The organism is Nodosilinea sp. LEGE 07298 (assembly GCF_015207265.1).
Classification (GTDB): Bacteria; Cyanobacteriota; Cyanobacteriia; order Phormidesmidales; family Phormidesmidaceae; genus Nodosilinea.
The window spans coordinates 23,037-45,865 of record NZ_JADEXE010000015.1; the positions used below are offsets into that span (position 1 = coordinate 23,037).

The following is a 22,829-nucleotide window of genomic DNA, read 5'->3' on the forward strand; positions in this document are numbered from 1 at the left end:
GCCATTTGTGTTTGTCGTGGCGCTCGCATTCCAACCCCAAATGCGCCGCCGTATCCTCTAAAGCTGCTCCCCACACCTCATCGGCAACTTCTTACAGCGTCAGCTCATAAACAGGTTTTATGGGCTTGGCCGGGGTAGATCCTGGGATGGCGCAGGCACTGCTGTCACTGGCTCCTGTTGTTACAGGGGATCTGGGCCAGGTGTGACGCTAGGCCTTCAATTGTTGAGGATGTCTCCGAGGTCGCCTAGCTCATTACCATCCATCGCGACCCCCTGCTCAATATCCATCTGTGCTCGTGTAGGGGATGGAGACGCAATCGCCTCTCCGCCTCTAACAACCGCTACTAACTCCTCCAAAATTGTTTCCAGGCGAGCAGTGCTACTCAGTTGACCTGGCGCACTGAAATTAGTCGTAACTGGATTGGCAATATGGTAGCGATCGCACAAATCAGCAATCTGCTTCGCCAAGCGCTCCACACAGTGCCGGGCCATCTCCTGAATCTCCGAGACTGACAACTCACCGTGGAACTCCTCGGCCAGGGGACGGTAAAACGCCATCATGGCATCCATCCCCTGCTGTCGCCCTTGACGTCCAGTGAAATGTGAATTGTTCAGCAGGTAATTCAGCACGACTGCTGTCGCTGCCGGGAACTGGGCATTGTAGATGAACTTGACTCGATCCGGCTTCGGGTGAATATTTTGATTCATGCTCCCACCCGCAGTCGATTGAAATCGCCAAGCAGCGCCTGGAACAGGCCAAAGCCATCGGTCATCCGCATCGGCAGCGAGGGTAGTTCTACCGCTTCCGGTAGTTGAGCTTTGACCAATTGAGTTAACGCTTCTTGATGCTCCCAGGCAAACGTTAGACGAGACGCAAACCCCCGCTCCTCAAAGAACTGCCGCAACGGCTCCCGCATTAGGTAAGCGGCCCCGCCTGCCAGCACCACATCGCCCTTTCCCGTCGCCAGACTGGGCAGCAGGTGATCAGTAAAGTGAGACTCCAGGCTGGCCAGATATGCCGCCTCAACCTGGGCGATCGCCGTCGAGAAATCAACCGCCGTTCCTTTGGCCACTGAATACTGCTGAGCCTGCCCTGTCTCCAGCGCCCTCAGTAGCACGTCATACTCCGTGACCGATACCCCCGCCGCATTAGCCGCCTTCTCAAAGGATTCCCAGAAGCCCGGAAACTTGGAGGTCGATTTGGCTGAGTTCAGGGTGCCGGTCTCAAAGGCGAGTTGGGTGCCGTTGCGGTGGCCTAGCATCTCAATCCAGGTTGTGCGCTGGGCGATAGATACCCCAGTCTGCTGAAGCTGAGCTTTACGCTGGACGTAGATGCCATAACCCTCAGGCCGGAAGCTGAGGGTTAGACCGACTCGGTACTCCACCTCATCTTGAAATCGGAACCCCTGAGCCAAGGTTGTTAAACGAGAGGCAATCTGCTGACGGGTAAACAGCTCATTGATGGGTAGCAGCACCCAGACCACAGCATCAAAGCGGCTGGGGAGCCCTTCAGTTTTTGCGATCGCCCCCAGCGTCCCCACTATCCGTTCGGGAGCTTTCAGGCTTTTGTCTTCCTTGAAGCTGTTGTAGTCGAGAAATCGCTGGGCCGCTTTGCCCACAAACGTCAACACCTCACCATTCCTGTACCAAGCACAATCTTGCGGACGGCCCCCAGGGCTAATGGATTCGACCCCAGCGGCTTCGCGTTGGGCCACTTCAGCCTCCATCCAAAGGGCATGGGTCTGACCGTGGAGCAGCTTGTAGAAGAACTTGCCGCCAGACTTACCCAGGTCACAGGCTAATAAAAGCGTCGGAGCATGAGAATTCATAAGAACATCTCCCAATTACTGTTCTATTTATCAGCACTAACTCAGCTAGATCCGTGCAACTTTGTGAAACTTTGCGAAAAGGGCTGATTTTCACGGAGAGCAATGTGACCTTTTGGGATAGGTGCTCTTAATGCTGATTAATTGGAATACAATTTGGTGTATCAGGATGCTGCGCCCCTATCGGGGGCTTCGCGGAGAGGCCACACAGTACGCCAAGGTTTTGGCAAGAACCGGGCAACGGCTCTCCCCACAGGGTTTCTACCGCTTTTGAAGACGCTATCGCTTTCGCCTCAGGGTGGCGTCATGTTTTTAACCCAGCTTCTCCATGCTTTCCACGAGCAACCTCTCTGCGGCTCAGGCGGAGACCTATTACACCCACGAGGACTATTACTCGGCAGAGGAATCGGCTCACCCGACGCAGTGGGTGGGCAAAGGGGCTGCGTCGTTGGGTTTAGCTGGGACAGTGAGCCAGGAGGCGTTTAGCCAAATGCTCTCAGGGCAGGCTCCGGACGGGCGATCGCTGACAGGAAAAGTGGTTGACCCTGAGAAGCGCCGGGCGGCGACAGACTTTACCTTTAGCGCTCCGAAGAGTGTCAGCATTGCGGCCTTGGTGCAGCAGGATGAAAGGGTATTGGAGGCCCATCATCAAGCGGTAGCCAAGGCCCTCTCGGTGTTGGAAGAGCGCCATGCCCAAACACGAATTTCAACCGAGGCCGGGCGGACGAAGGTGACGACGGGGAATATCGCGGCGGCAGTGTTCACCCATTCCACCAGTCGGGAGGCGGAGCCGCAACTGCATAGCCATTGTGTGGTGATGAATGCGACGCAGTTGGCCGATGGGCGGTGGTTTAGTTTAAGCAATGAGGCCGCGATCGCTAACCAAAAACTCCTGGGCCAGATCTACCAGAACGAACTGGCGGTAGCGCTGAAGCAGCAGGGATACCAGATTGAACCCAAGGCCCATGGGCAGTTTGAGTTGACAGGGTATTCCCCAGATCTGCTGAAGGCCTTCTCGACTCGGCGGCAACAGATCCTAAAGCTGATTGAGGAATGGGAGGCGACGGGGTCTGAGAACAATCGGTCGATGCGCGAGACGGCGACGCTTGTATCTCGGAAGCGGAAGCCCAAGGAGGTGGACGAGGGGCTACTGCAACGGGGGTGGGATGCGCTGATTCAGCTCAAGGGGTTGGAACTGCCGGAGTTACCCGAAGGAGTAGTTCGGTCACCTGCCGCATTGCCATCGGCCCAATCGGTAATTGACGCCGCGATCCAGCACTGTGGGGAGCGGGAGTCGGTGTTTCGGCGGACAACGCTGGAGCGGTTTGTCTTTGAACATGAACTAGGAGCCCAAAATTTTGAGGCGCTTCAACAAACCATTGCCCACAGCCCTGAACTGATCCGAGTGGCCGACGGCAAGTTCACCACCCAAACCGCACTCAATCTCGAACTCAACACGATTCGTCTGATGCAGCAAGGACGGGGGCAGGTGATACCGCTTGTCCCCAGTGGTACCCAGTTAGAGAGCCTGGTGAGCCACACCTTAAACCCCGAGCAGCAAAACGCGGTAGAGATGGCGGCGACCACACCGGATACCGTTATGGCGTGGCAAGGGGTGGCGGGGGCGGGCAAGACCTATGCTCTAAGCGTGTTGAAGGATCTGGCTCAGGCGCAAGGTTACATGATCAGAGGGCTGGCCCCAAGCGCTGAAGCGGCCCATGTTTTGGGAGAGTCGTTGGGGATTGAGACCACTACCGTAGCGGGCCTATTGGTTTCTGATACCCCTGATCAAGCACCGCAACCCACGCTATGGATGGTGGACGAGGCGGGGCTGTTGAGCATGAAGGATGCCCAGGCCCTAATGCGGCGGGCAGCGTTGGAGCAGGCCAGGGTGCTCTTAGTTGGCGATACCCGGCAGCTTTCGGCAGTGGAAGCGGGTAATCCCTTCAAGAGTTTGCAGGCGGGGGGAATGACGACCGCTTATCTGGAAACCCATCGGCGACAGCAGAATGGGGTGCTGCGATCGGCTGTGGAATTGGTGGCCCAGGGGCAGGTCAGTGAAGGCATTGAGCTATTGGCTCAGGCCGGATATGTCAAGGAAGGGGCGGAGACTCGGGAACGGATCCAGCAGGTTGCCACCGATTATCTAGCACTGGCGGCAGGAGAGCGGGCGACCACGCTCGTGCTGGCGGGGACGAATATGGAGCGGTTAGCCCTGACCCAAATGATGCGAGTAGGGTTACAGCATGAGGGGGCTTTGGGCGCGGATGGCTTTGTGATGCAGAGCCTACGCCGTAAGGATTTAACCACAGCTCAAGCCAGCTATCTCAAAGCCTATGCCGTGGGCGATGTGCTGGTGCCGATCCAGGATTACCGGACGCAGGGGTTGATCAGAGGAGAGCAGTACCGAGTGATCGGGGTGAATTCCGAGGCTCAGCAGGTGGTGCTGGAGACGCCGAGTGGCTCAGTACTGTCGATCAATCCGGCAGCGTGCCCGCGCAAAACCCTCTATACAACTCAATCGATTTCGGTGGCGGTGGGCGATCGCCTCAGATGGACACGCAATGACCCCAAAGCCGGAATTCGCAATGGACAGGGGTTTGTGGTGACGGGGCTGGAGGCCGATGGGACGGCGACGATTCAGGATGGAGCAGGGCAAACCTCAACCATCAACCTCAGCGGAAATCAGTATGTGGACTACGCCTGGGTGAGCACGACCTACAGCAGCCAAGGCAAGACAGCGGAGCGGGTGCTGGCGCTGCTGGGCGAAACGACGAATCGAGAAGCCTTTTATGTGGCGATCTCCAGAGCCAAGCGAGCGGTGACGTTGTACACCACCAGCCAGGCCGATCTGGTGCGACTGGCCCAGGTGTCACGGGCCAAGGAGAACGTAAGTGACTACGTGCCATTAACTCAACAGGTGATGACCTATGGACAACATGAACAGCGGGAACAACGGCAGCCAGAACCCATCCCCGGATTTGACCCTAGAGCAGTGGGAGAGCGTATTGGCCACCGTGTTGCAGAACAGCTTAGAGCCGCTGCGGGCCGAGATTTGCGTCAACACGCAGCGGGTGCTGCACCTCGAAGACCAAGTCCAGACCTTGGGCGAGGAGTTGGCAATGTGGCCACAGCACTGGAACCAGAGCTTGGGGTGCTTAGTCGCGCAATTGCAGCGTATCGTCAGCGACGAGATCTCCTCCGATGCACAGGCGACCTTGCAGGAGCAGTTGCGGCTGTTAATTGCGGCTTTGAGCAGTTGGAACGGACAGCTCAAGACCGAGCTGGCTTTGCAGCAGCAGTTGATCGCGTCGCTAGAGCGGTTGGAAGGACGGTTGAGCGAGAGCAGCAAGGGGTAGATGCCCCTCAACCAAAGCTGATAAACACGAGGGAGCAGCTTTTGGCGCTTTGGGAGAAATACTCAGCTGGGTTGCCGTCAGCGAGTTTGGAGTTGCGGGTGGCCCAGCGGGCATTACGGGATGGGTGTTCGGCTAAGGAAGTGACGCTGATGCTGGTGGCTGGGAGTGAGACAGTGAGGCTGATCTATGACAAGCAAGGTAGGAAAGAGGCGATCGCCTTCGCAAAGCACATCATGACCATCGCTAGCCAACACCAAACCCCATCTACAGGTACGGAGCATCATAGCTATGGGCTGGAAATAGGCGACTGAAGTAGCTGCGGAGCCTTGAGGTTTTGAATCATTGCCGGAGTTGGCGGAGCGATCACGTTCTAAACGACCTTACAACACTGATCCCTGCCCCCTCGTTCTGGAGTTTGTTTCGAGATACTGCTACCCTAGCGAAAATCGCTCTGCCCAAAATGGTTTAGGGATGGGGAGGCTGGGGCTGAACCGCTGCCTGATTCTAGATATGGGCATGGTGTTGTTGGGCAGCTTTGGCAAGGCTGATAACCAATTTGGCTGACCTAATGGATCTGTGCCTTGGTTAGCAAGCAGCAGGTCTCGGGGTTTTAGAGAGCACTCAGCAGAGGGAGTTTAGCACTGCCGGTGGTACTGGGATATCCCAAGACCTGCCAAAGCAAAGATACCGCTCGTCATTGACTTAGCAACGACAGCACTTGATCATAAAGACAGGTGGCGGCTGACATGGCACAGCCCCTGAGCTGAAGCAAATTTCAGTATTTCATGACGGTCAATCTTTTTGCCGGAGCCTACAAGTTTTCAAGGCTTTCACACATTTATGTACAGGCATCCAGTGCAGGGAGATAATTGATGATTCAACGGCTTATTCTCGAAGATGAAGCAAACACCTATAGCGTTCTGGTTGAGTCAACCTTAGCGTCTCCTATGCGCAGCGTTGATGAGGGTTTCGATTCTTACGATCTGGATACACCCAGAGGAAGTGTTTCAGGAATCCGTCAGCCTCAAATTACACCTGAGCTAAGGGTCAAGTTGGCAGACGTGCACCGCACGATCCAAGGTTACACGCAATATGCCATTGGGGCATTTAAGGACTTAGCAATCGCAGAGGTTGAGGAGATTACCCTGCGCTTCAATCTCAAAATCACTGCGGAGGGGGGTCTGCCCATGATCGCCAGCGGTAAAGCAGAGTCAGATTTTGCGATCGAGGTGAAGTGCAAATTCCCTACGTCTGGCTCTAAGGGCTAGCGACTGGCTCTATGATTAGCCCTCTGCATGGCAGGCTTCGAAACCAGCACAGTGTGCAATTTGATCAAAGAAGTTTAGGGGATCCCTAAGGTGGGGGCATGATCTAAGCCTGGTTACCCAGGTGTGACAGGGCTTTGGGCGATTGGGTAGGGGGATTGGCTTTGGGGCGGATGGCTTGGTGAAACTGGGCTCAAAGCAAACCTCCCTATTCGTTATGCAGGTGCCTCCATGGTGACTTCGAGTTTCTTGCCCACCGTCGCAGATGTTCGCCCAGCACGGTTTACTGAAAGCAAAGAGCAACCCAAAAGAGCAGAGCTGGCTATGCTAAGCCGTCTTTTTGAGGGGTTTGCGGATGGTGTTTTATTGCTGACCCAGGAGGGAAGCTGTCTCTATAGCAATCAGGAGGGGCGGAGGCTTTGCCGGGTTTTGAAGGAAGGTCAGCATTCTGCTGATGCTGTGCCTTTGGGGGTGTGGCTCATGTATAGGCACATGAGCGAAAGCCGTAGTCTGTTTGGAGATGAGGCGTTGGTGCCAACTCAGACGCTTACAGGGGCTAAGAATCAGCAGGTTCGGGCCAAGGTGCAGTGGTTAAATTTGCCGGCTGATCCGGAAGCTTACCTGCTAGTGCTATTGGAAGATCAGTCTCGGTCGGCGCAGGCTACGGCGCTGCTGGAGGCGGTGCGGTACAAGCTGACGCCTCGGGAAAAGGATGTTTGGCTGCTGCGGTACGCGAATTGCAGCTATAAGGAAATCGCGGCGAAGCTGTTTGTCAGCGTCAATACGGTGAAACGCCATCTCAAGAGTATTTCTGCCAAGCGCATGCTGGTGGCTGAGGATTAGGGGGCGATCGGTTGAGCCCTATCCCTTTCATCTTATTTTCAGCAAGGGCACAGGCGTATTAAGGAGATGTGCTAATTTAAAGCCTGGCTGCTTGGCACATCTCCGGAAAACCTTGATTTTCCTTCGAAGATGTTGTCTGAAAGCCCAATAGTTTATAGCTTTTTAGATTCAGGCTTTGAACTATAGGCTTCAGCTTTTAGACAAGGTATTTTTAATACCTTTAGGATTTGTGCCAGACTATCATGTCTTAAAATGTCGATCACTATTTTCTATGGCTTTTAGAAAGTGAAAGATTAACATGTCTCGGACAATCAAATATCAACTGACCTTAGCTGGATGATTCAGTTTTATCAGTGTTTGATTTTCGCTTTATCACTGGTGTTAAAGCTTCCGGAATATTTTCTAATTCAATTGAGGCACATCCAATTTCAAAAGCTTCTTCAACCGTTCTTCCTGCACCAATCGCATCATAAAAACCAATAGCAAACTCAATGGCTGCATGATCGCCAATTGCTTTATTCATACCAATCACATAATCAATATGTTGACTGATGCTTTCTGCCTGTACTTCTGAATAGCAGGCATTGAGTACAACACACTCAATTTCATCCTTAAAGATGGAAAATAATTTAGCCAGAGCGCTTGTATTAACTAAGTGTAACTTTCCTGAATTATTCTCAAACGCTAGACCGTCTTCACCTCCACCGTGGCCGGAGAAGTGTACTATCTTGGGCTTGTGGTCTAGTAAAGCACGTCTTAAATCGCTAGGTCGAGATGCTAGTGAATAACTTATTTGAAAGCGATCTCGCTGCTTTGCTCGGTCTAAACCTGCCTGAATCTCTCGGGCTTCTTTCTCTAACCTGAGCCTGTCTGTATCGGTTGGATTTGCAGTCAAAATTAGAATTTTTTTGGGAGGCTCTTGGCCCAAATTATAGCTTGTCTCTACGTAAAATTTGTTATTTTCCATTGCTGACAAAACCATTTGCTCAAGTTTTTTGATGCGATCATCTTTTTCGGAAATTCCTGACAGCAAAGACTGTAGATCGTGATGAGGAAGAGATTGTATTTCTTGATACTGACTAAAATATTCTGTGCTTAACTCAGAACGATCAACAGTACCAATCACCTGAGCCTGTAGTCGAATTTTTTCGTTACCTCTTCCTTCTAGCGCAACTACTTGCAACTGAGCTTCTGGATGTGCTTCAGATAGATTTTTTAATGCGATTGCAGCTGCAGCTGGATCAATCCCATCATGATGGTAAAGATCAAGCGTCTTAAATGTGTGCGCTAGTGCACGGGGATCAACATTTTGCTGACGATAAAGCCCTAACGTATTGAGAATAGGAGCCATGAAATCAGAAAAATCGCCATCCTTAAACACTTCCTGGCGATTGTCTGGCTTACGGCATGGATCCTTATCTTCTGGGGTAGGCATTCGCATGTATACAAAGTCGCATATGATACTGTCTAATATCGTTTCAGTAGAAATTCCCCAATCTTGAATTGTAGTTCCTGTCAAGCAGGCTCCTTGGAGATTTGCTCGATACAGTTGAGCCTGAGCTAATATTGCTCCTGTTAAGTCAGCATTACTCAGATCAGTATCAGTAAGATCGGTTCCAATAAAGCTGGCATTTCTTAAGTCAGCATTAGATAAATTTAAGGTTCTCAAACAAAGAAAACTATAATTTTGATCACGCCCTATTTTTGTGGTCGCTAGTTTCTGTATTGAGGGGCTGGAAAGATAAGTACCTTCCGTTCTAGCCTGATCAATCTTTTGTGCTTCAAACCAATTTACCCGCCCTAATGAAGCTTCTCTAAAATCAGTGCTTTTGAGAAAAGTATTTTCAAAGTTGGCATTCCTTAAATTAGCTCCCTTAAAAGAAGTACCCTGTGTTGTACAGGCCAATGCAAGTGATCGGATCAGAGTATATCTTAAATCTCCCGATATTGCTTTTCTCGAAATTCTAGTACTTAAGAAAAGGAGAGGAGTAAGAATAGCTATCGCAATTATCAGCGCGGTTAATATTTGAACTTGTGTAAAAGGCATTTCTGACAGTTGCTTTAACCCAAAACCTATCCCCCATAGGCCACCTATCAATGTGGTCAATCCAAAATAAAACCTATTCAAGGTCTTAGATTCTACTACATTTAGATTTATTGAATGGCCAAGGGCAGATATTAAACAACCTGATATGGCACCTGCTATGGCTGTAGACTGAACAAAAGAAACTCCCAAGCCCGCAAATTCACCACTGATTAAGGTTATAAATGTTGTAATTATAGCTGTCACAACAACTACAAGCGGTGCAGTTTGAGTTAATCCTCGTAGATAAACTAAACCTGAAAAAAAAATTAAAATCCCTATGCTTAAAAAGCTTGATATCAGGTTATATTCTCGGCTACCACTAATATCTACTAATATGCTGCTAATACTAATACTTGCATAGCTTGTCATCATACTGGCTAAGCACAGCAGCAAGAAAGCTAAAGTTACTAAGGCAATAGATACATAAGGTTGTAAACCAGCATGGGCACCGCTGAAATTGGCATTTTCGAGGATAGCTTCCGAGAAGTCTGCTCCTCTGATGTCAGACCCCCTAAAATCAAATCCGCTCAGATCTTGTCTTCTAAACCGCTGACCTTGAAGCTGCCGTCCCCGAAATTCTCCGGCCATGCTCTATTCCTCTGTTAAAGCATTTCGAATCGTTAAATTAAAACGACCTTCACTTGAGATATTGTCAGAAATTACTCTGACTTGATAACGGCCATCGGCAGGAAGATTGAGAGTTATTATTGAATTCAAATCTCCAAAGTAATTTCCACGATTTTCTTGAATAATTTGCCCTGATGAGCCTCTTAATTGAAGAGCTGTTTTCAATTCTTCACTAACTGCTAAAATTGTAACTCTCTGGCCAGCTTCACCTAAAAACTCGTAATCTTTATACAGGTTTCCAGGACTTAGAAAAGAGGCTTCCTCTTCTTCAAAGAACAACCCTTCTTCTCGTAGCTCTAAAATTGGCTCTACAAAGAGTCGGAGGCGATAGTCACCTGTTGTAAGACTTAGGAGCGAAGTGGCAAATATACAGTAAATTCCGCTGCTAGGAATTGTAACTTCACTAATTCTCAAATCATTTTTTAAGTCATTATTTTCATTTACACCGATCACTTCTCCACCCTCTGTCTCTAGTGTCAAATATGGATAGAATTTCCTATCTTCAGTTGTCATCTCAATCGTGATGATCTGCTGAGCTTGTGCTTGAAAATGATAACTATTGAAGTAGCTCCCATCTTCTGAAAGATCACTAGAATCTAATCGACCCTCAATTTCTATATCACTTACTTCTATTTCTTGAGATTGTGGACTACAAATGCTGGTGAGCTGTAGTGGTCGATTGGGAGCATTCCCCGTAATCACGTAAGTTTCTACAAAATCTCTAACTAAGTCAACGCTGATGGCGTTTCCCGATCCACTTATTATATTTTTGCTTTTTATGATTCCAATGAGTTTCCAATCCTCATTAAACAATGCGCTTCCAGAATGGCCTGGATTCACATCAATGGAAGAATCGAACTCAATTTTGTGCCTCTTTTCTATCAAGTTTTTAATCGTACCACTTACGGTTGGGCCAGGCAAAGTACCATCACGACTATCAAAAAAGAAAATAGAATCATTTTCTAATATTGCTTCGCTAGCATCATCTAGAACTGATGCCAAACCGGTAACACCTTGAATTTCTACTGCAGCCAAATCATAGCTGGAATTTGGATGAAAGGCTATGACTTTTGCAGAACTAAAGGATCGTCCATCGTGCAGTTCAACATTTACTTCTGGATAAACACCGACAACATGTGCATTAGTAACGATTAATCCATCTGAGTTTACCAGAAACCCATTACCCAATAATTTTCCATCAGGTGTTTTGATAGAAACTATAGAATTGACAACGTTTTCAGGAGGTACGTTTTCAATATCTTGAATTATCATTTCTGAATCATAATTTTGTTTCGGAAAGAAGAGATGAAATGAGTGTTTTAGCAGCGGCAATCCAAAAGATTCACTTATCATAAGTAAACTAAAAAAGGCAAAAGAAAGATGAAATATTAAATTCATTATTGCTGCCTAAATAAGTGTGAACAAGAGTATTAAGCACACCTGAAAAAGCTCCTTATTCCTCTGATGCCACAAACAACTCTAGATCGTTGGCTTGTATATGTGCTAACAGCTATAACTGACTCCCTTGAGCCAGCAACATCTTCATCCTTAAGTAACTCCAGAAGAAATGCGAACAGGTCAGAATTGAGTGTGCAAAGCTTATATAATTCTGTATCTACAATGTTTAATGTCTCCTCTGGTGGTAATGAACAGGATTGTTCTAAATTAAAGTTAGTATTGCTTAAGTCTTCTAGCGCTGCAAAAGATGCAAATCCTAGTCTATATTCAGGATTTCGCCTAAGCTCTCCTATGTCAGCACTTGCTGTGCTGATAGTGCTCCATCGCTGATAAAGCGCACTCTTTTTTAACTCATTCAAAATAATTTCAGCGTAAAGCGCATTGGAAAGATTTGAAAATTCGGGAAGAACACCATAAGCGCGGATAGCACCTGCTCTGAGGAAAGCATCATCTTCAGCAGTGATAAGAGAGAGCCAATTCAGTTTGTAGCCTCGATTCACTAACTCTTCTAGCAACTGAGTGGCAAGATCTTCTTGATATCTTAAAGAGCGAGCATTCAATTCTTCTAACGGACTCTTTGCAAAAAGTCGAAGAATGCCTGGAAGAATTATTTGATCAGGCAATGACAACCATTCTGAAGATTCTGCATCTAATAATAGCTTTTCTTTTAGAATACTAGTTGAAAGAGCAACTTCTGTGTCATAATTTATGACCTCATTCTCTGGAGAACCTACTGAGATTTCAAAAAGTGCAGGTAAAGCGTTTGAGGCTAAGTTATTTAGAATGTAGCTAGCACTACTTCGAATATTTTCATCTTCACTCGCTACTTCTGCCATAATTATACGCAAGTGAGGAGCCTGGTATAGTTTTGATTCTGCTAATGCATCACCTGCTGCAGCTCTTACCTCAATTGCATTCGTCTCATCCTGAAAAACCTCTATCAAGGTAGGAATAGCATCCTCTGTGGCAATTTCCCCTAGGGCAACTATTGCAATTACCTTTGTAAATAAATCTATCTCTGTAGTTGCCAAGTCTGTAGAAACCAGTTCCAGTAACATTGGGACTATGTTGTTTAAAACCAGAGGTTGCTCTGCTTTAAGTATTCTTATAGTATTTACAAAACTAGTTCGTCTTACGTTAAGACGATTGGCTCCTAAATCCTGATTTGTTAGCATTGATTTAAGGCTTTCTGTAGCTGCTGTTTTTAATTCAGGATTCTCTAAATGTCTTATTAACACACTTATCGTTTGAGAAGAAGCTAGTGCAGCTAACTGATAACCAGTCCAATTGCGGGTAGATGTACTGAATGTTGAATTTTCATAAATTCGGATATATTCAAACGGCTGGACAGCCACTAGTAGTTCAGGATCTTGAGCTTTCAATCCAGTTAAAGCTACATTTTCAATATCAGAGATAGCTAGCAGAGTAAGTAGTGCTTGGACAGTTTCTACTGACTTTATTTGGGCTAACACTCCAATTACACGGTGACGTTCTGACAGTAGAATTTCAGAATCCTGAGCCATCTTAGTCAAGACAGGAATCGCAAGTTCGCTATACTCGCTTACGCAATTAAGCCTTCGATAAATGAGGCGTCCATTCCTTGTCCACTGAGTGTAATCTTCATACTCTTCAGAAAAAGGAATGGGACAATTCTGGTTAGACTCAAGCTGGGAAACTAAATTATGAGCAATATCTTTCGAGATTAAGTCAGCTAGGCTTGTAGTATTTTGTTTTAGCTGATGCAAGCTAGCACTAGCAGAAGTTGCCATCCCAATGCTGTAGGCATTGACAAGACAAAGCAAGGTTATAAGTTTGTTGTATTTCCTGTGATAAAGACGCATGGCTTATCTGAGTCTCCAAAGATAAAATTGTCTGGCTTCTTTGAGAAGAAAACTCACTAATCTTTTTTGGTTGTAGATCGATCATTATCTAGAGATTTAAGGTCTTCATCGGTGGTAGGAATTGCTAAACTACGTACTTTATCTGATTGCCTGGGGTTTGGTGTCTTTGCCATCTCTTGAGACTCGTTAGATATATTGCGTTCAGTTTTGGTAGGAGAGCGATCGCCGCTCTCCTCTGCACTTTTCGTAGAGTCTGGCGTAACTAGCTTTCTAACAACCTCAGAGTTTTCTGAACTCCTATTCTCTTCTGTCATAGCTACTGCACCTTTAACTTGTGGATAATTTAGCCCTCAACTTCCACTGCGCCCAACGCCCTCAGAACCCCAACCTGGGCAGCGGTCAACCCCGTAACTCCAATAATATTCATCTCTTCGTAGGGGCGGTTACTTCTTAACACCCTTAAACACTCTCCCGTTTCAGTATTCCAGATTCTAATCGTGCCATCTTCACTACAACTCGCCAGCGCCTGCCCATCATCGCCAAACGCAACCGACCACACAATCTGGCTGTGGCCCTCTAAAATCTGCAAGCAATCCCCAGTCGCCGCATCCCACAACTTAATAGCATAGTCTTCGCCTCCACTCGCCACCCAGCGCCCATCCGGGCTAAACGCCACCGCCCGAATGCGCCCCCCGTGGGCCGGTTGAGACCACAGGCATTGGCCCGTCGCCACATCCCAAAGCTTCAGCATCCGATCGCCGCTGCCGCTGGCCAAAAACCGACCACAGGGGCTAAACCCCAGAGAAAGCACCCAATCTTGATGCCCCTCCAGCGTAGCGAGACAAGCCCCCGTTTCCACGCTCCAGAGCTGAATGGCGTGATCATCCCCCCCACTGGCCATCATCCCACCTTGGGGGCTAACAGCTACCGCCTTAACTCGACCTTCGTGGCCTTGCAACGTCTGCAAACACTGCCCAGTCGCCACATCCCACAACTTAATCGTCTTATCGTGACTACCACTCAGCACCTGCTGCCCACTGGGGCTAACGCATACCGATTGCACCCAATCCGTATGCCCCATCAACACCTGGCGACAGTCCCCTATCTGGGCATCCCACAAGCGCACCGTACAGTCATCGCTGCCGCTGGCCAGCCAGGTACCGTCCGGGCTAAAGGCAACGCTAGAAATTAGATTGGTGTGGCCTGCCAAGGTGCGATCGCACCTGCCCGTCTCCAAATTCCACAGCCGCACCATCTGGTCTTCGCCTCCGGAGGCCACCAGCGGCGCAATCGGGCTAGCCGCGATCGCCACAATCCAATCGCTGTGGGCCTTGATGGTTTTCAAGCAGTCTCCCGTGCGGGTATCCCATAGCTTGAGAGTTTGATCGTCACTGGCGCTGACCAGAGTATAGCCATCGGGGCTAAACTCCACCAGCCACACTCGGGCCGAGTGGCTCTCTAGCGTCTTCAGGCACTGGTTCGTTTGGGTACTCCAAAGACGCACCGTATTGTCTTCTCCAGCAGTGGCCAGCAGCTCACCATCGGGGCTGTAGTCCACCGCCCAAACCTTGATTGCATAGTCGGGCAGCGTGCCTAGGCGATCGCCCGTTTCCACATCCCAACGCTCAACAACCGTGGTACTTTGGCTGGCTGCAATTTCCTGGCCCCTTGGGTGCAGGGCTAACCCCAGAGCCCAACCGACATCAATTGCCAGCGATCGCAGACAATCCCCCGATTGCAGATCCCAAAGCTTAACGGTGCGATCGTCCCCACTGCTGATTAACATCAGCTGGTTGGGATGAAACTTCAACGAGAGCACCCGGTTAGTGTGCCCCGACAAAGTTTGCCTACAGTCCCCCGTTTGGGCATCCCAAAGCCGAATCTCGGCCTCATTGCCAGCGCTAGCGATGGTTCCCCCATCGGGGCTAAAATCCACCGTCTGCACCCAACTGCTGTGCCCCGGCAATGTGCGCAAGCAGGCTCCAGAGTTCACCTCCCACAGCCGCACCGTCTGGTCATGGCTACCACTGGCCAATGTTTGACCGTCGGGGCTAAAGCACAGCGCTGTGACCCAGGCCGTATGCCCCTTAAAGCTCAGCACCTGGCGACCATCGGCTACATGGATTAGCAAAATGGATTGATCGACCCCCACCGCCAGATATGCCCCATCTGGGCTGAAGGTGGCCGACAGAATGCAGCCTAGAACTTGGGTGAAAACTGACTTTGTCAGGTCTGCATAGGCAAAGCTGACCTCGTGGAGCGCCATGCCCTGCAAATATACCTGCCACACCGCCAGATGAGAAAAGTCGTAGCCTTTCAGGTCAATCCCCATCTGCCACAGCAGATTGAGCAGGTTTCCGGCGGCATAGCCTGGCTTATCTCTCAGCGTGGCCTTTAGCTGAGCCAAGAACTGGCTGAAGTGGGCCTGGGCAAAGTTGCGGCTGCCAAAGGTCTCCAGCAGCTTGGTCGCCAGCGGCTTCAGCAGCAGGCGAATTTGGGCCTCTCGCAGGTAGTCTTTGGCCTGGGCATTAATCAAAAACTGATGGTTGAGTAGGTCAACCTCAAGAGCGCAAATCTCTTGATAAATCTGGTCAATCACATGATTAACCACATACTCCATCACCACCGGCTGTTGCGAAAACCTCACCTGATGGTCGTCGAGGGGTAAGCTGGTGGACTTTTCAATCAGCGATCGCCGCTCTAACGACAGCAACACCTCCAGAAGTTCCACCTGAGACGTAGATGGCATTAGCTCTTCCCGAATTTCCTGCGGCAGCACCCACTCGCGATGCACCGCCACCCACTCCATCACCCGCTGCTCCAGGGGCGACAACCGGCTAAATTGTTGATCAATTAGATTGGCGACATCGCCGAAAACGGTGGTGCCGCAGGCTAAAAACTGCTGAATGCTGGCATTGAACAGCTCCTGCACCGTCGTCGAGACAATGCGTAAGGCCAGGGGATTGCCCCCCGTACTGCTCCACTAATGCCTGGGCTTCCTGCGCCGATGGGGTGAGCCCTCTCGCCGTCAAAAGCTGCTGGCCTGGTTGATAGCTCAGCCCTTGTAGACGGAGCGATCGCAGCCCGCTACCTTCTCTAGAAAATAGCCCCAGGGGTTGCTCTCGGCTGGTAAACACCAGACAGCTCTGGTGACGGCTCTCGGCAACACAGCGCAGAATCTGGCCGTAGGCCTCATAGCCAGAGCGATACGCCCCGGTGCCATCCTGCCCCTGAAGCACAGACTCAACGTTATCGAGAACGATCAGACGGCGGGCGGTTTGCAGACACCCAATCAGCTGCAACAGTTGGCTATCCCAGGTGTCTGCCAAGGGGACGTCCTGACGGGGGGACAGAAATCGGATCGAGTCAGCCAGCAGCGGGTCAGCCGGGGGTGCGTTGCGGAGCGATCGCCACATCACAGCCTCAAACTCACCGCTCAGCTGCTCAGCCAGCTTCACCGCCAGGGTCGTTTTGCCCACGCCCCCCATGCCCAGCACCCCCACCAGGCGGCAGTTGTCCCTCAAAATCCATTCCTTCAGCACCGTCAGCTCATCATCTCGCCCGTAAATCAGAGGAATTTCTGGAGCATCCCCCCAGTCCTGCCGGGCTACAGATGCTTCTGAGATTTGAGACGGCAGCGGCGGCGAGGTTTGGGTGGCCTGGTGAGATTTGAGCGGGCGGAGGCGTTCCCATTCTGCTTCGAGCTTGGCTAGATTGGCCGCCACATCCTGCCGTCGATGCCACAGCTTGAGGGTAAAGTGCCAGTCCTCGGAACCCTGGGTGGCAGGACGATTATCCTCCAAAATGCCAAGAAAATCTTGCAGCCGCTTCAAGACTTCGCGAATCTGCTCAGGGGTGAGCTGGCCATCGTAAGTATCTTGCGCTGTTAAGTAAACCAGATAACGTACTTTAGTTCTGACAACCAATTGCCTATCGGTTTGCCAGTTTACCTGTAGCCGCACAACATCAGGCTCGTCCCAATCTTGGTTAGCGTAGGCCAAAAGTGCTGCCAGTAGGCGTTTCGTGCGCTGCTTTACCTGGGGTCCGTAGTTTGGTCTTGCCATCTGACCTGTCTAAAACAGCCAAGAAGTTTGGGGAATCCCCAAACCTTTTCATAGACTCTCGTACTCTACCCAAGATTCTATAAGGCTTTCAGCTAAGAGAAATACTGATTAGCTTTGGGGTGGTTCCCCTAGTGATAGTGAGTTCAAGGCTTCAGAAGAGCCTCCTTACATAAGGGAAATACCATGATTGACCTCGGTTCCTATCTTCGCTGTTTTACTCAACGATCAAATACTCACATCTCTCACTTACCACTGATTGGTTGGGATCAGGATTGGAGCATAGCAGCAGGGCAAGGAATCCGCATTGGCGTCTTGGATACTGGCTTTGCCGCCGATCACCCGGATTTAGCCGGTGCTGACGTTGTCAGTCAGAATTTCACTGGCTCAAAACCGAGCCAAACACTACCTACCGGGCATGGTACAGCATCTGTCTCTTTGCTCGTGGGCCAGGGCAAGTCTCTTATTCGAGGAATTGTTCCACAGGCCCTTCTATTTGCAGCTCAGGTAGTGGGAAAGGACGGATACGCCAAACCAGAGGCTGTCGCCAGGGCAATTACCTGGTTAATCGCTTCCGGGGTGCACATCATTGCCATTCCCTTAGGGAATGGCATCGGGTATCCAGAAATCACCTCAGCAATAGTTGAGGGCAATCAGCAGGGAGTATTTTTTCTTGCATCTGTAGGCAACGATTTTCCAAAGCCAACGATGTTCCCAGCATGCCTACCCCAAGTGGTTGCTGTAGGAGCTTCAGATTCGCAAGGAAATCTTCTTCCAAGCTGTTGTAGGTTACCCAAACTTGATTTGGTCGTACCAACCGTTAATCTTTTTGTTCCCGATCAAAAAAGTGTCTTTCAGCTATTCAGTGGGTCTTCAGCTGCTTGTGTTTTAGCCGCTGGAGTTGCTGCGCTAGCTCTCTCGCACCGATCAAATCAGGACAAAACAGCTCTTCTGAAATCCCTCTTGCACAAACCATCAACTTTAAACATTGGAGAATTCCATGTCTGAAATTATTGCTTCGGAAATGACTGAGACAACTAATCCTAAACTCAAAGCATTAGCAGATCGTGTGACAAACACTCTGCGGCTAAGCCTTGAAAAGGCAATCGCCCATCAGGCCGATCCGACTAATTATCCGCTATCTGCAGACCCCAACTCATTTGAACAGGCAAGCTTATCCTACTTCAATGCCTATTTTGAATCTCGTTTGCAACAGATATCTGCCAAACTAGGCCCTCAGAAAGCTTCAGAGGTTCAACCTCTACTAACTGCTCAGCGCAAGGAGGTGACAACTAAAGTGATGACCAGTCTCAAAGCTCCTCAAAAGGAGCGAGCTGTAATGTATGGAGATTTAGCACAGGTGAATCTCCAGCTAGATAGTACGGTCATTCAGCAGGTACAAGCCATTCGTATACCATCAACAATCAAGCTTTCCCAACAGGATTTGCTCTTGATTAATCCATCTATTCCCGGAGTTCAAAGAATTTCGGGAATGGATGGCTCAGGCCTAACGCCTCAAAGTACACTCAACACTTTAGAACTTCGGGTTCGCAAGTTGAAATGCCTAGATAAAACTGATGTCAAAAACTTCTTGGGAATTCCCCTGGAATTGGATCCTGACGCGATTGCTCTCTCCGCCATTGCGACTGACCCCACGGGCCAGGTCTGGAATATTGCTGAGACCCCTATGGGAAGAAATTTTGACAACGGACGTACGGAGACCTACTCTCCATCAAAATCAATTGCCCGATTCGCTCTTGACCGAGGCACAACTTGGCCACGAACCTATCGAGCATCATTAACTATCGCGGAGAAGGACGATGGTGGGGGGTTAACTGTTTTTTCAGATCGAATCTTCACGGAGGCTTCTAGACTAGTAGCTGATGCCCTTGACGATGAAGTTGGGGAAACTTGGGCTGAAGCAATTGCACGAGTAATTGTTCAGGTTTGTAAAGAGTTATGGAAGTGGATTATTGAGGCATTAGGTCTAAACGATGATGTCTATCCTCCCCAACTAGTACAAATCAATATTCCTTCCTTTGGTGCTCGATTCAGCGGAGCAGTAACCAGTCCTGAGAGAAAGATTGTTTATAGAGCCCATGGTGGAGTCTACGAACTCTATTATGAATGGCATCTCTCTAACGCCACCCCCATGTCTCCAGCATCCTCTGGCCCCAGAACTGGAACAGGCTCTGGCACCGGGGTCATTTCGGCTTCATTGGTAGCCAGTCAACCCAGTGAAGGAGTGCCGCTAAGGCTGTATTGGAGTCGGCAACGTGGTGATAACTTCAGCACAGCGACTCTAAAGGGCCGTCAAGATGCAGAGGCCGCTGGATACAGTCTTATTCGAACTGAAGGATACGTCTTACCTGAATCGCAGCGCAATACAGTGCCTCTAAATTTGTACTGGAACTCGGCTCGGTTAGATAACTTTGTCGGTGCAAGCCAGCAAAGCAAGCAAGAGATAGAAGCTAATGGGTACGGGTTTGTTCGCACTGAGGGCTACATTTTCTCTGCGCAGCAGCCAGGGACAGTGCCACTAAAGCTCTACTACGGAGCCACTAGGGGAGACTACTTCACTACAGCTACTGAGCAGGGCCAACAGGATGCACGAGGAGCCGGATACCGCTTGGTTCGTACAGAGGGATATATTTTCCCAAAAGCCATTGCTCTTCGCGCACATAATGGGATGTATGTCTGTGCAGAGGCAGGAGGCGGACGCGAACTAGTTGTGAATAGAACCTGGATAGGTGAATGGGAACCCTTTCTAATCATCTGGCTAGGCGGCAATCAGGTCGCTCTGCGAGCCTACAACGGCCAATATTTGTATCCAGAGGATGGGGGTACCCGAAGAGTAGTTGCGAAAGCGACTCAAATTGACCCTCGTACTATCTTTGAGATGGTTCATGTTGGTGGTAGTAAACTAGCCTTCAAAGCCCATAACGGCATGTACCTTTGTGCCGAAAATGGCGGAGGGCAGGAAGTAGTTGCTAATAGACCCAGGATTGACATTTGGGAAACTTTTGAAATCTTTGGGGCATAACTCTTAGCCTCAAAAAACCATTTCTATCAATTAAACCGATCTCTCAAGATGCTTATTCAATAGCGAAATGAGAGATCGGTTTTCTAGAGTAAAGGTTTAAAACATCCGGCTATCTTGGAATAACTATGCAGCGACCGGAGAAAAATAGCAACAGATGAGGCAGCGGAGCCGAAACCGCTTAACGTTAGTGAAATCGTAATCAGATCGCGTTATCAACTGTAGACGAGTGTTAATAAGTAGATAGCCTTAATTAAACATCGCCAATTCAAATCTGAAGTGCATCGGTGCCTAATTTGTCTGGATAGAATACTTCAAATGGCGTTTTGTAGTCAAGCGATTTTCTCGGCCTTTTGTTAATCAACGTGACTGCTTTTTCTAATGCCTCTGGCTTCACAATTTTGAAATTTGTTTGTTTTGGGAAAAACTGTCTTAACAATCCATTCGTATGCTCATTGAGTCCTCACTCCCAGGAGTGATAAGGATTGGCAAAATAACACAATAGTCCTAGCTCTTTGCTCAGCTCTGCGTGTCTGCTAAACTCTTTTCCATTGTCAAATGTCATCGTTTTTAGTTGTGTCTCTGGAATCTGAGCGAAAAGTTCAATCGTCACCTTATTAATTTCAAAAGACGTTTTATTCTTACCTAGACCAGCTACTAAAAACTTCGATGACTTGTCCACGTGGGTCACAATCACGCCGTGATGATTTCCTCCAATCATCGTGTCACTTTCCCAATGACCTATCTCAGTCTTTGCGTCAGCTATCGAAGGCCGATGTTCTATCCCTATACGCCCTAGAATCTTCCCTCGCTTTGAGTTACAGCCCCCTCGCCTACGTCGTTTGCCTCGCCCCTGCCGTAAATACTTCTGGTAGCTCTTCAAGCCTTCATGGTCAGCATAGATCATCTGATAGATGGTTTCATGACTGATCTGTGCTCGTCCTTCTCGCTTCAGTCGCCCAGCAATTTGCTCAGGACTGTGGTACTGCTTTAAGCGCTGTTTGATTTCGAAAACACAAATCTCCGATACACAACTAAACGCTGTCTTTGATTGCTGTCGTCGAACCTGCATCTTCTGCTGGGCGCTGTCGGGTAAGTAATACCCTTCTTCGTTTCTGTTACGGGCTAGCTCTCGCGATACTGTGCTCTGATCTCGTCCGAGTTGCCGGGCAATGGCACGCATGGACAACGCTGTCGTAGTTCTCAATTCGTAAACTTGATTTCGTTCAGAAGCGCTAAGCTGGGTATAGCTCATAGGGTGTCTTTTTGTTGTGGTAAACATCAGACTATCCTATGAGTCCCTCTGCGGGAAGCTTCTAGGCGTTGCACTTCATTCTAGAATCGGCGCATTGCTCTGTTATGTCGTTCGCGGAGTAACGCCAATGGAGTAACGGAGCGAAGCGTAGTCGAGACATCTCGGTCCGCTGGCGAAGTCTGAGATTCCTCCCGTTGGTCGGAATGATATCGTTTACTTACGTTTCTCTACTTACCTTCAACTAAATCGCTCGTGATGCGGTGCTCAAAATGCTAAAGGATTTCGCCAAACTATCGCTTCATTGTCGCCACAGCCTCAAATAAACCCCAAAAGGTCTCTTTGGCATAAAGCCATAAGGTACAGTGACAAAACTTGAACGAGAGCAGAGAGCTAGAGATGAAGGGGATTTGACTAACTTAAGGGAGAGGCGGTGAGCTAGAAATTACCACATCCCTGCCCCCTCCCGTCTCCTGAACAAGGCTACCCGAATTCTAGCCGCTCTGCGACCCTACCTGCCCTAGCACGGTGCCGACTGAGATTTCTAATGCTCTTTCTAATGGCATTGTTTCGCATCGAAAAGGTGAACCTAGATAAGCTAGCAAGTGTTTTTGCCAATCAGACGCAGAGTGCTTCGAGCTACAAACATCTAGCCCACTTCTTTCAAGGCTTTGCGATTCAGGCCTACAACTTTTGTCCCTGGACTGAGCCTCTACCTTTCGACTGCCGTTATATCTCAACATCTATAGTCTTCTTAGCCACTGTCCTTGGCCTACTCCCCAAATCTCGCTGCATAGCCGCGATCGCCTTCTCGGAAAGTGACTGTCCTTTCGCCACTTCCCTCGCTACCTCGGTTATCCGGCTCAAATGTCCTTCTGGTCTCCCCAGCGCAGTTGCCGCCCCATGCCATCGCCAGAGTTGACCCAACTCCGGGCGGCTCTGCTGCCACCCATTGCCGCCCCCCTCTGGATTGACCAACACCTCATTCCAGTCCTTGCCCTGGTTCGGCGTCAGCCGCTCAATCCCTGGCACCTGCTGCGCCACCCGCCAGGCCATGGTCTCCCCCGCCACATCGGCATCAAACGCTGCTGCCACCAGCCCTCCACTCCGCAGTACCGTCTTTAACGCTTCCGATGGCACCCCTCCAGAGCCATCCGTCGAAAGGTAAATT

The 22,829-nt window shown here is 49.5% G+C and carries 14 protein-coding genes and 1 pseudogene; 5 read left to right on the top strand and 10 right to left on the bottom strand.

Annotation, left to right across the window (positions count from 1 at the left end; genetic code table 11):
• Positions 1–216: 216 nt before the first annotated feature.
• Positions 217–708 (bottom strand): hypothetical protein, encoded by a 492-nt coding sequence (locus tag IQ273_RS03810; RefSeq protein WP_194021845.1) that lies wholly within the window; start codon positions 706–708, stop codon positions 217–219.
• Positions 705–1,829: a hypothetical protein gene (locus tag IQ273_RS03815; protein ID WP_194021846.1), complete on the bottom strand. Its 1,125-nt coding sequence runs from the start codon at positions 1,827–1,829 to the stop codon at positions 705–707. Before IQ273_RS03815 ends, IQ273_RS03810 begins: the two co-directional genes overlap by 4 nt.
• A 325-nt stretch (positions 1,830–2,154) precedes the next feature.
• Between IQ273_RS03815 and mobF the strand changes: the two genes are divergently transcribed.
• The 3 genes from mobF to IQ273_RS03830 all read left to right on the top strand — a co-directional run bounded on the left by mobF (position 2,155) and on the right by IQ273_RS03830 (position 7,293).
• Entirely contained in the window at positions 2,155–5,496 is a 3,342-nt protein-coding gene (gene mobF, locus IQ273_RS03820; RefSeq protein WP_194021847.1) for a MobF family relaxase, read from the top strand.
• Between the two features lie 561 nt (positions 5,497–6,057).
• A complete protein-coding gene (locus IQ273_RS03825) occupies positions 6,058–6,453 on the top strand; it encodes a CU044_2847 family protein (RefSeq protein WP_194021848.1) in 396 nt (131 codons plus the stop codon).
• A 321-nt stretch (positions 6,454–6,774) separates the two neighbouring features.
• Positions 6,775–7,293 (top strand): LuxR family transcriptional regulator, encoded by a 519-nt coding sequence (locus IQ273_RS03830; protein ID WP_194021849.1) that lies wholly within the window; start codon positions 6,775–6,777, stop codon positions 7,291–7,293.
• A 328-nt stretch (positions 7,294–7,621) separates the two neighbouring features.
• Here the strand turns inward: IQ273_RS03830 and IQ273_RS03835 are convergent, their stop codons facing one another.
• The 6 genes from IQ273_RS03835 to IQ273_RS03860 are packed head-to-tail and all read right to left on the bottom strand — an operon-like array spanning position 7,622 to position 17,369.
• Positions 7,622–9,967: a pentapeptide repeat-containing protein gene (locus IQ273_RS03835; protein ID WP_194021850.1), complete on the bottom strand. Its 2,346-nt coding sequence runs from the start codon at positions 9,965–9,967 to the stop codon at positions 7,622–7,624.
• A 3-nt stretch (positions 9,968–9,970) separates the two neighbouring features.
• Positions 9,971–11,404 (bottom strand): serine protease, encoded by a 1,434-nt coding sequence (locus IQ273_RS03840; protein WP_194021851.1) that lies wholly within the window; start codon positions 11,402–11,404, stop codon positions 9,971–9,973.
• 32 nt (positions 11,405–11,436) lie between these two features.
• Positions 11,437–13,305 carry a HEAT repeat domain-containing protein gene (locus tag IQ273_RS03845; protein ID WP_228052294.1) on the bottom strand — a complete coding sequence of 623 codons (1,869 nt, stop codon included), beginning with the start codon at positions 13,303–13,305 and terminating at the stop codon, positions 11,437–11,439.
• 56 nt (positions 13,306–13,361) lie between these two features.
• Positions 13,362–13,619, bottom strand: a complete 258-nt coding sequence (locus tag IQ273_RS03850; protein ID WP_194021853.1) for a hypothetical protein — start codon at positions 13,617–13,619, stop codon at positions 13,362–13,364.
• A 29-nt stretch (positions 13,620–13,648) separates the two neighbouring features.
• Complete coding sequence (locus tag IQ273_RS03855; protein ID WP_194021854.1) at positions 13,649–16,237, bottom strand: WD40 repeat domain-containing protein; 2,589 nt, start codon at positions 16,235–16,237, stop codon at positions 13,649–13,651.
• Positions 16,155–17,369: an NB-ARC domain-containing protein gene (locus IQ273_RS03860; RefSeq protein WP_194021855.1), complete on the bottom strand. Its 1,215-nt coding sequence runs from the start codon at positions 17,367–17,369 to the stop codon at positions 16,155–16,157. The genes IQ273_RS03855 and IQ273_RS03860 overlap by 83 nt, the downstream gene beginning before the upstream one ends.
• A gap of 183 nt (positions 17,370–17,552) precedes the next feature.
• Between IQ273_RS03860 and IQ273_RS03865 the strand changes: the two genes are divergently transcribed.
• Positions 17,553–18,374: a S8 family serine peptidase gene (locus IQ273_RS03865; RefSeq protein WP_194021856.1), complete on the top strand. Its 822-nt coding sequence runs from the start codon at positions 17,553–17,555 to the stop codon at positions 18,372–18,374.
• Complete coding sequence (locus IQ273_RS03870) at positions 18,367–20,409, top strand: hypothetical protein (RefSeq protein ID WP_194021857.1); 2,043 nt, start codon at positions 18,367–18,369, stop codon at positions 20,407–20,409. The genes IQ273_RS03865 and IQ273_RS03870 overlap by 8 nt, the downstream gene beginning before the upstream one ends.
• Positions 20,410–20,674: 265 nt before the next feature.
• On the opposite strand, the pseudogene IQ273_RS03875 reads toward IQ273_RS03870, so the two are convergent.
• Both IQ273_RS03875 and IQ273_RS03880 read right to left on the bottom strand, forming a co-directional pair.
• A pseudogene (locus IQ273_RS03875) lies at positions 20,675–21,661 on the bottom strand (IS30 family transposase).
• 726 nt (positions 21,662–22,387) lie between these two features.
• Positions 22,388–22,829: toprim domain-containing protein (locus IQ273_RS03880; protein WP_194021858.1), on the bottom strand; the 442-nt coding region annotated here is incomplete at its 5' end.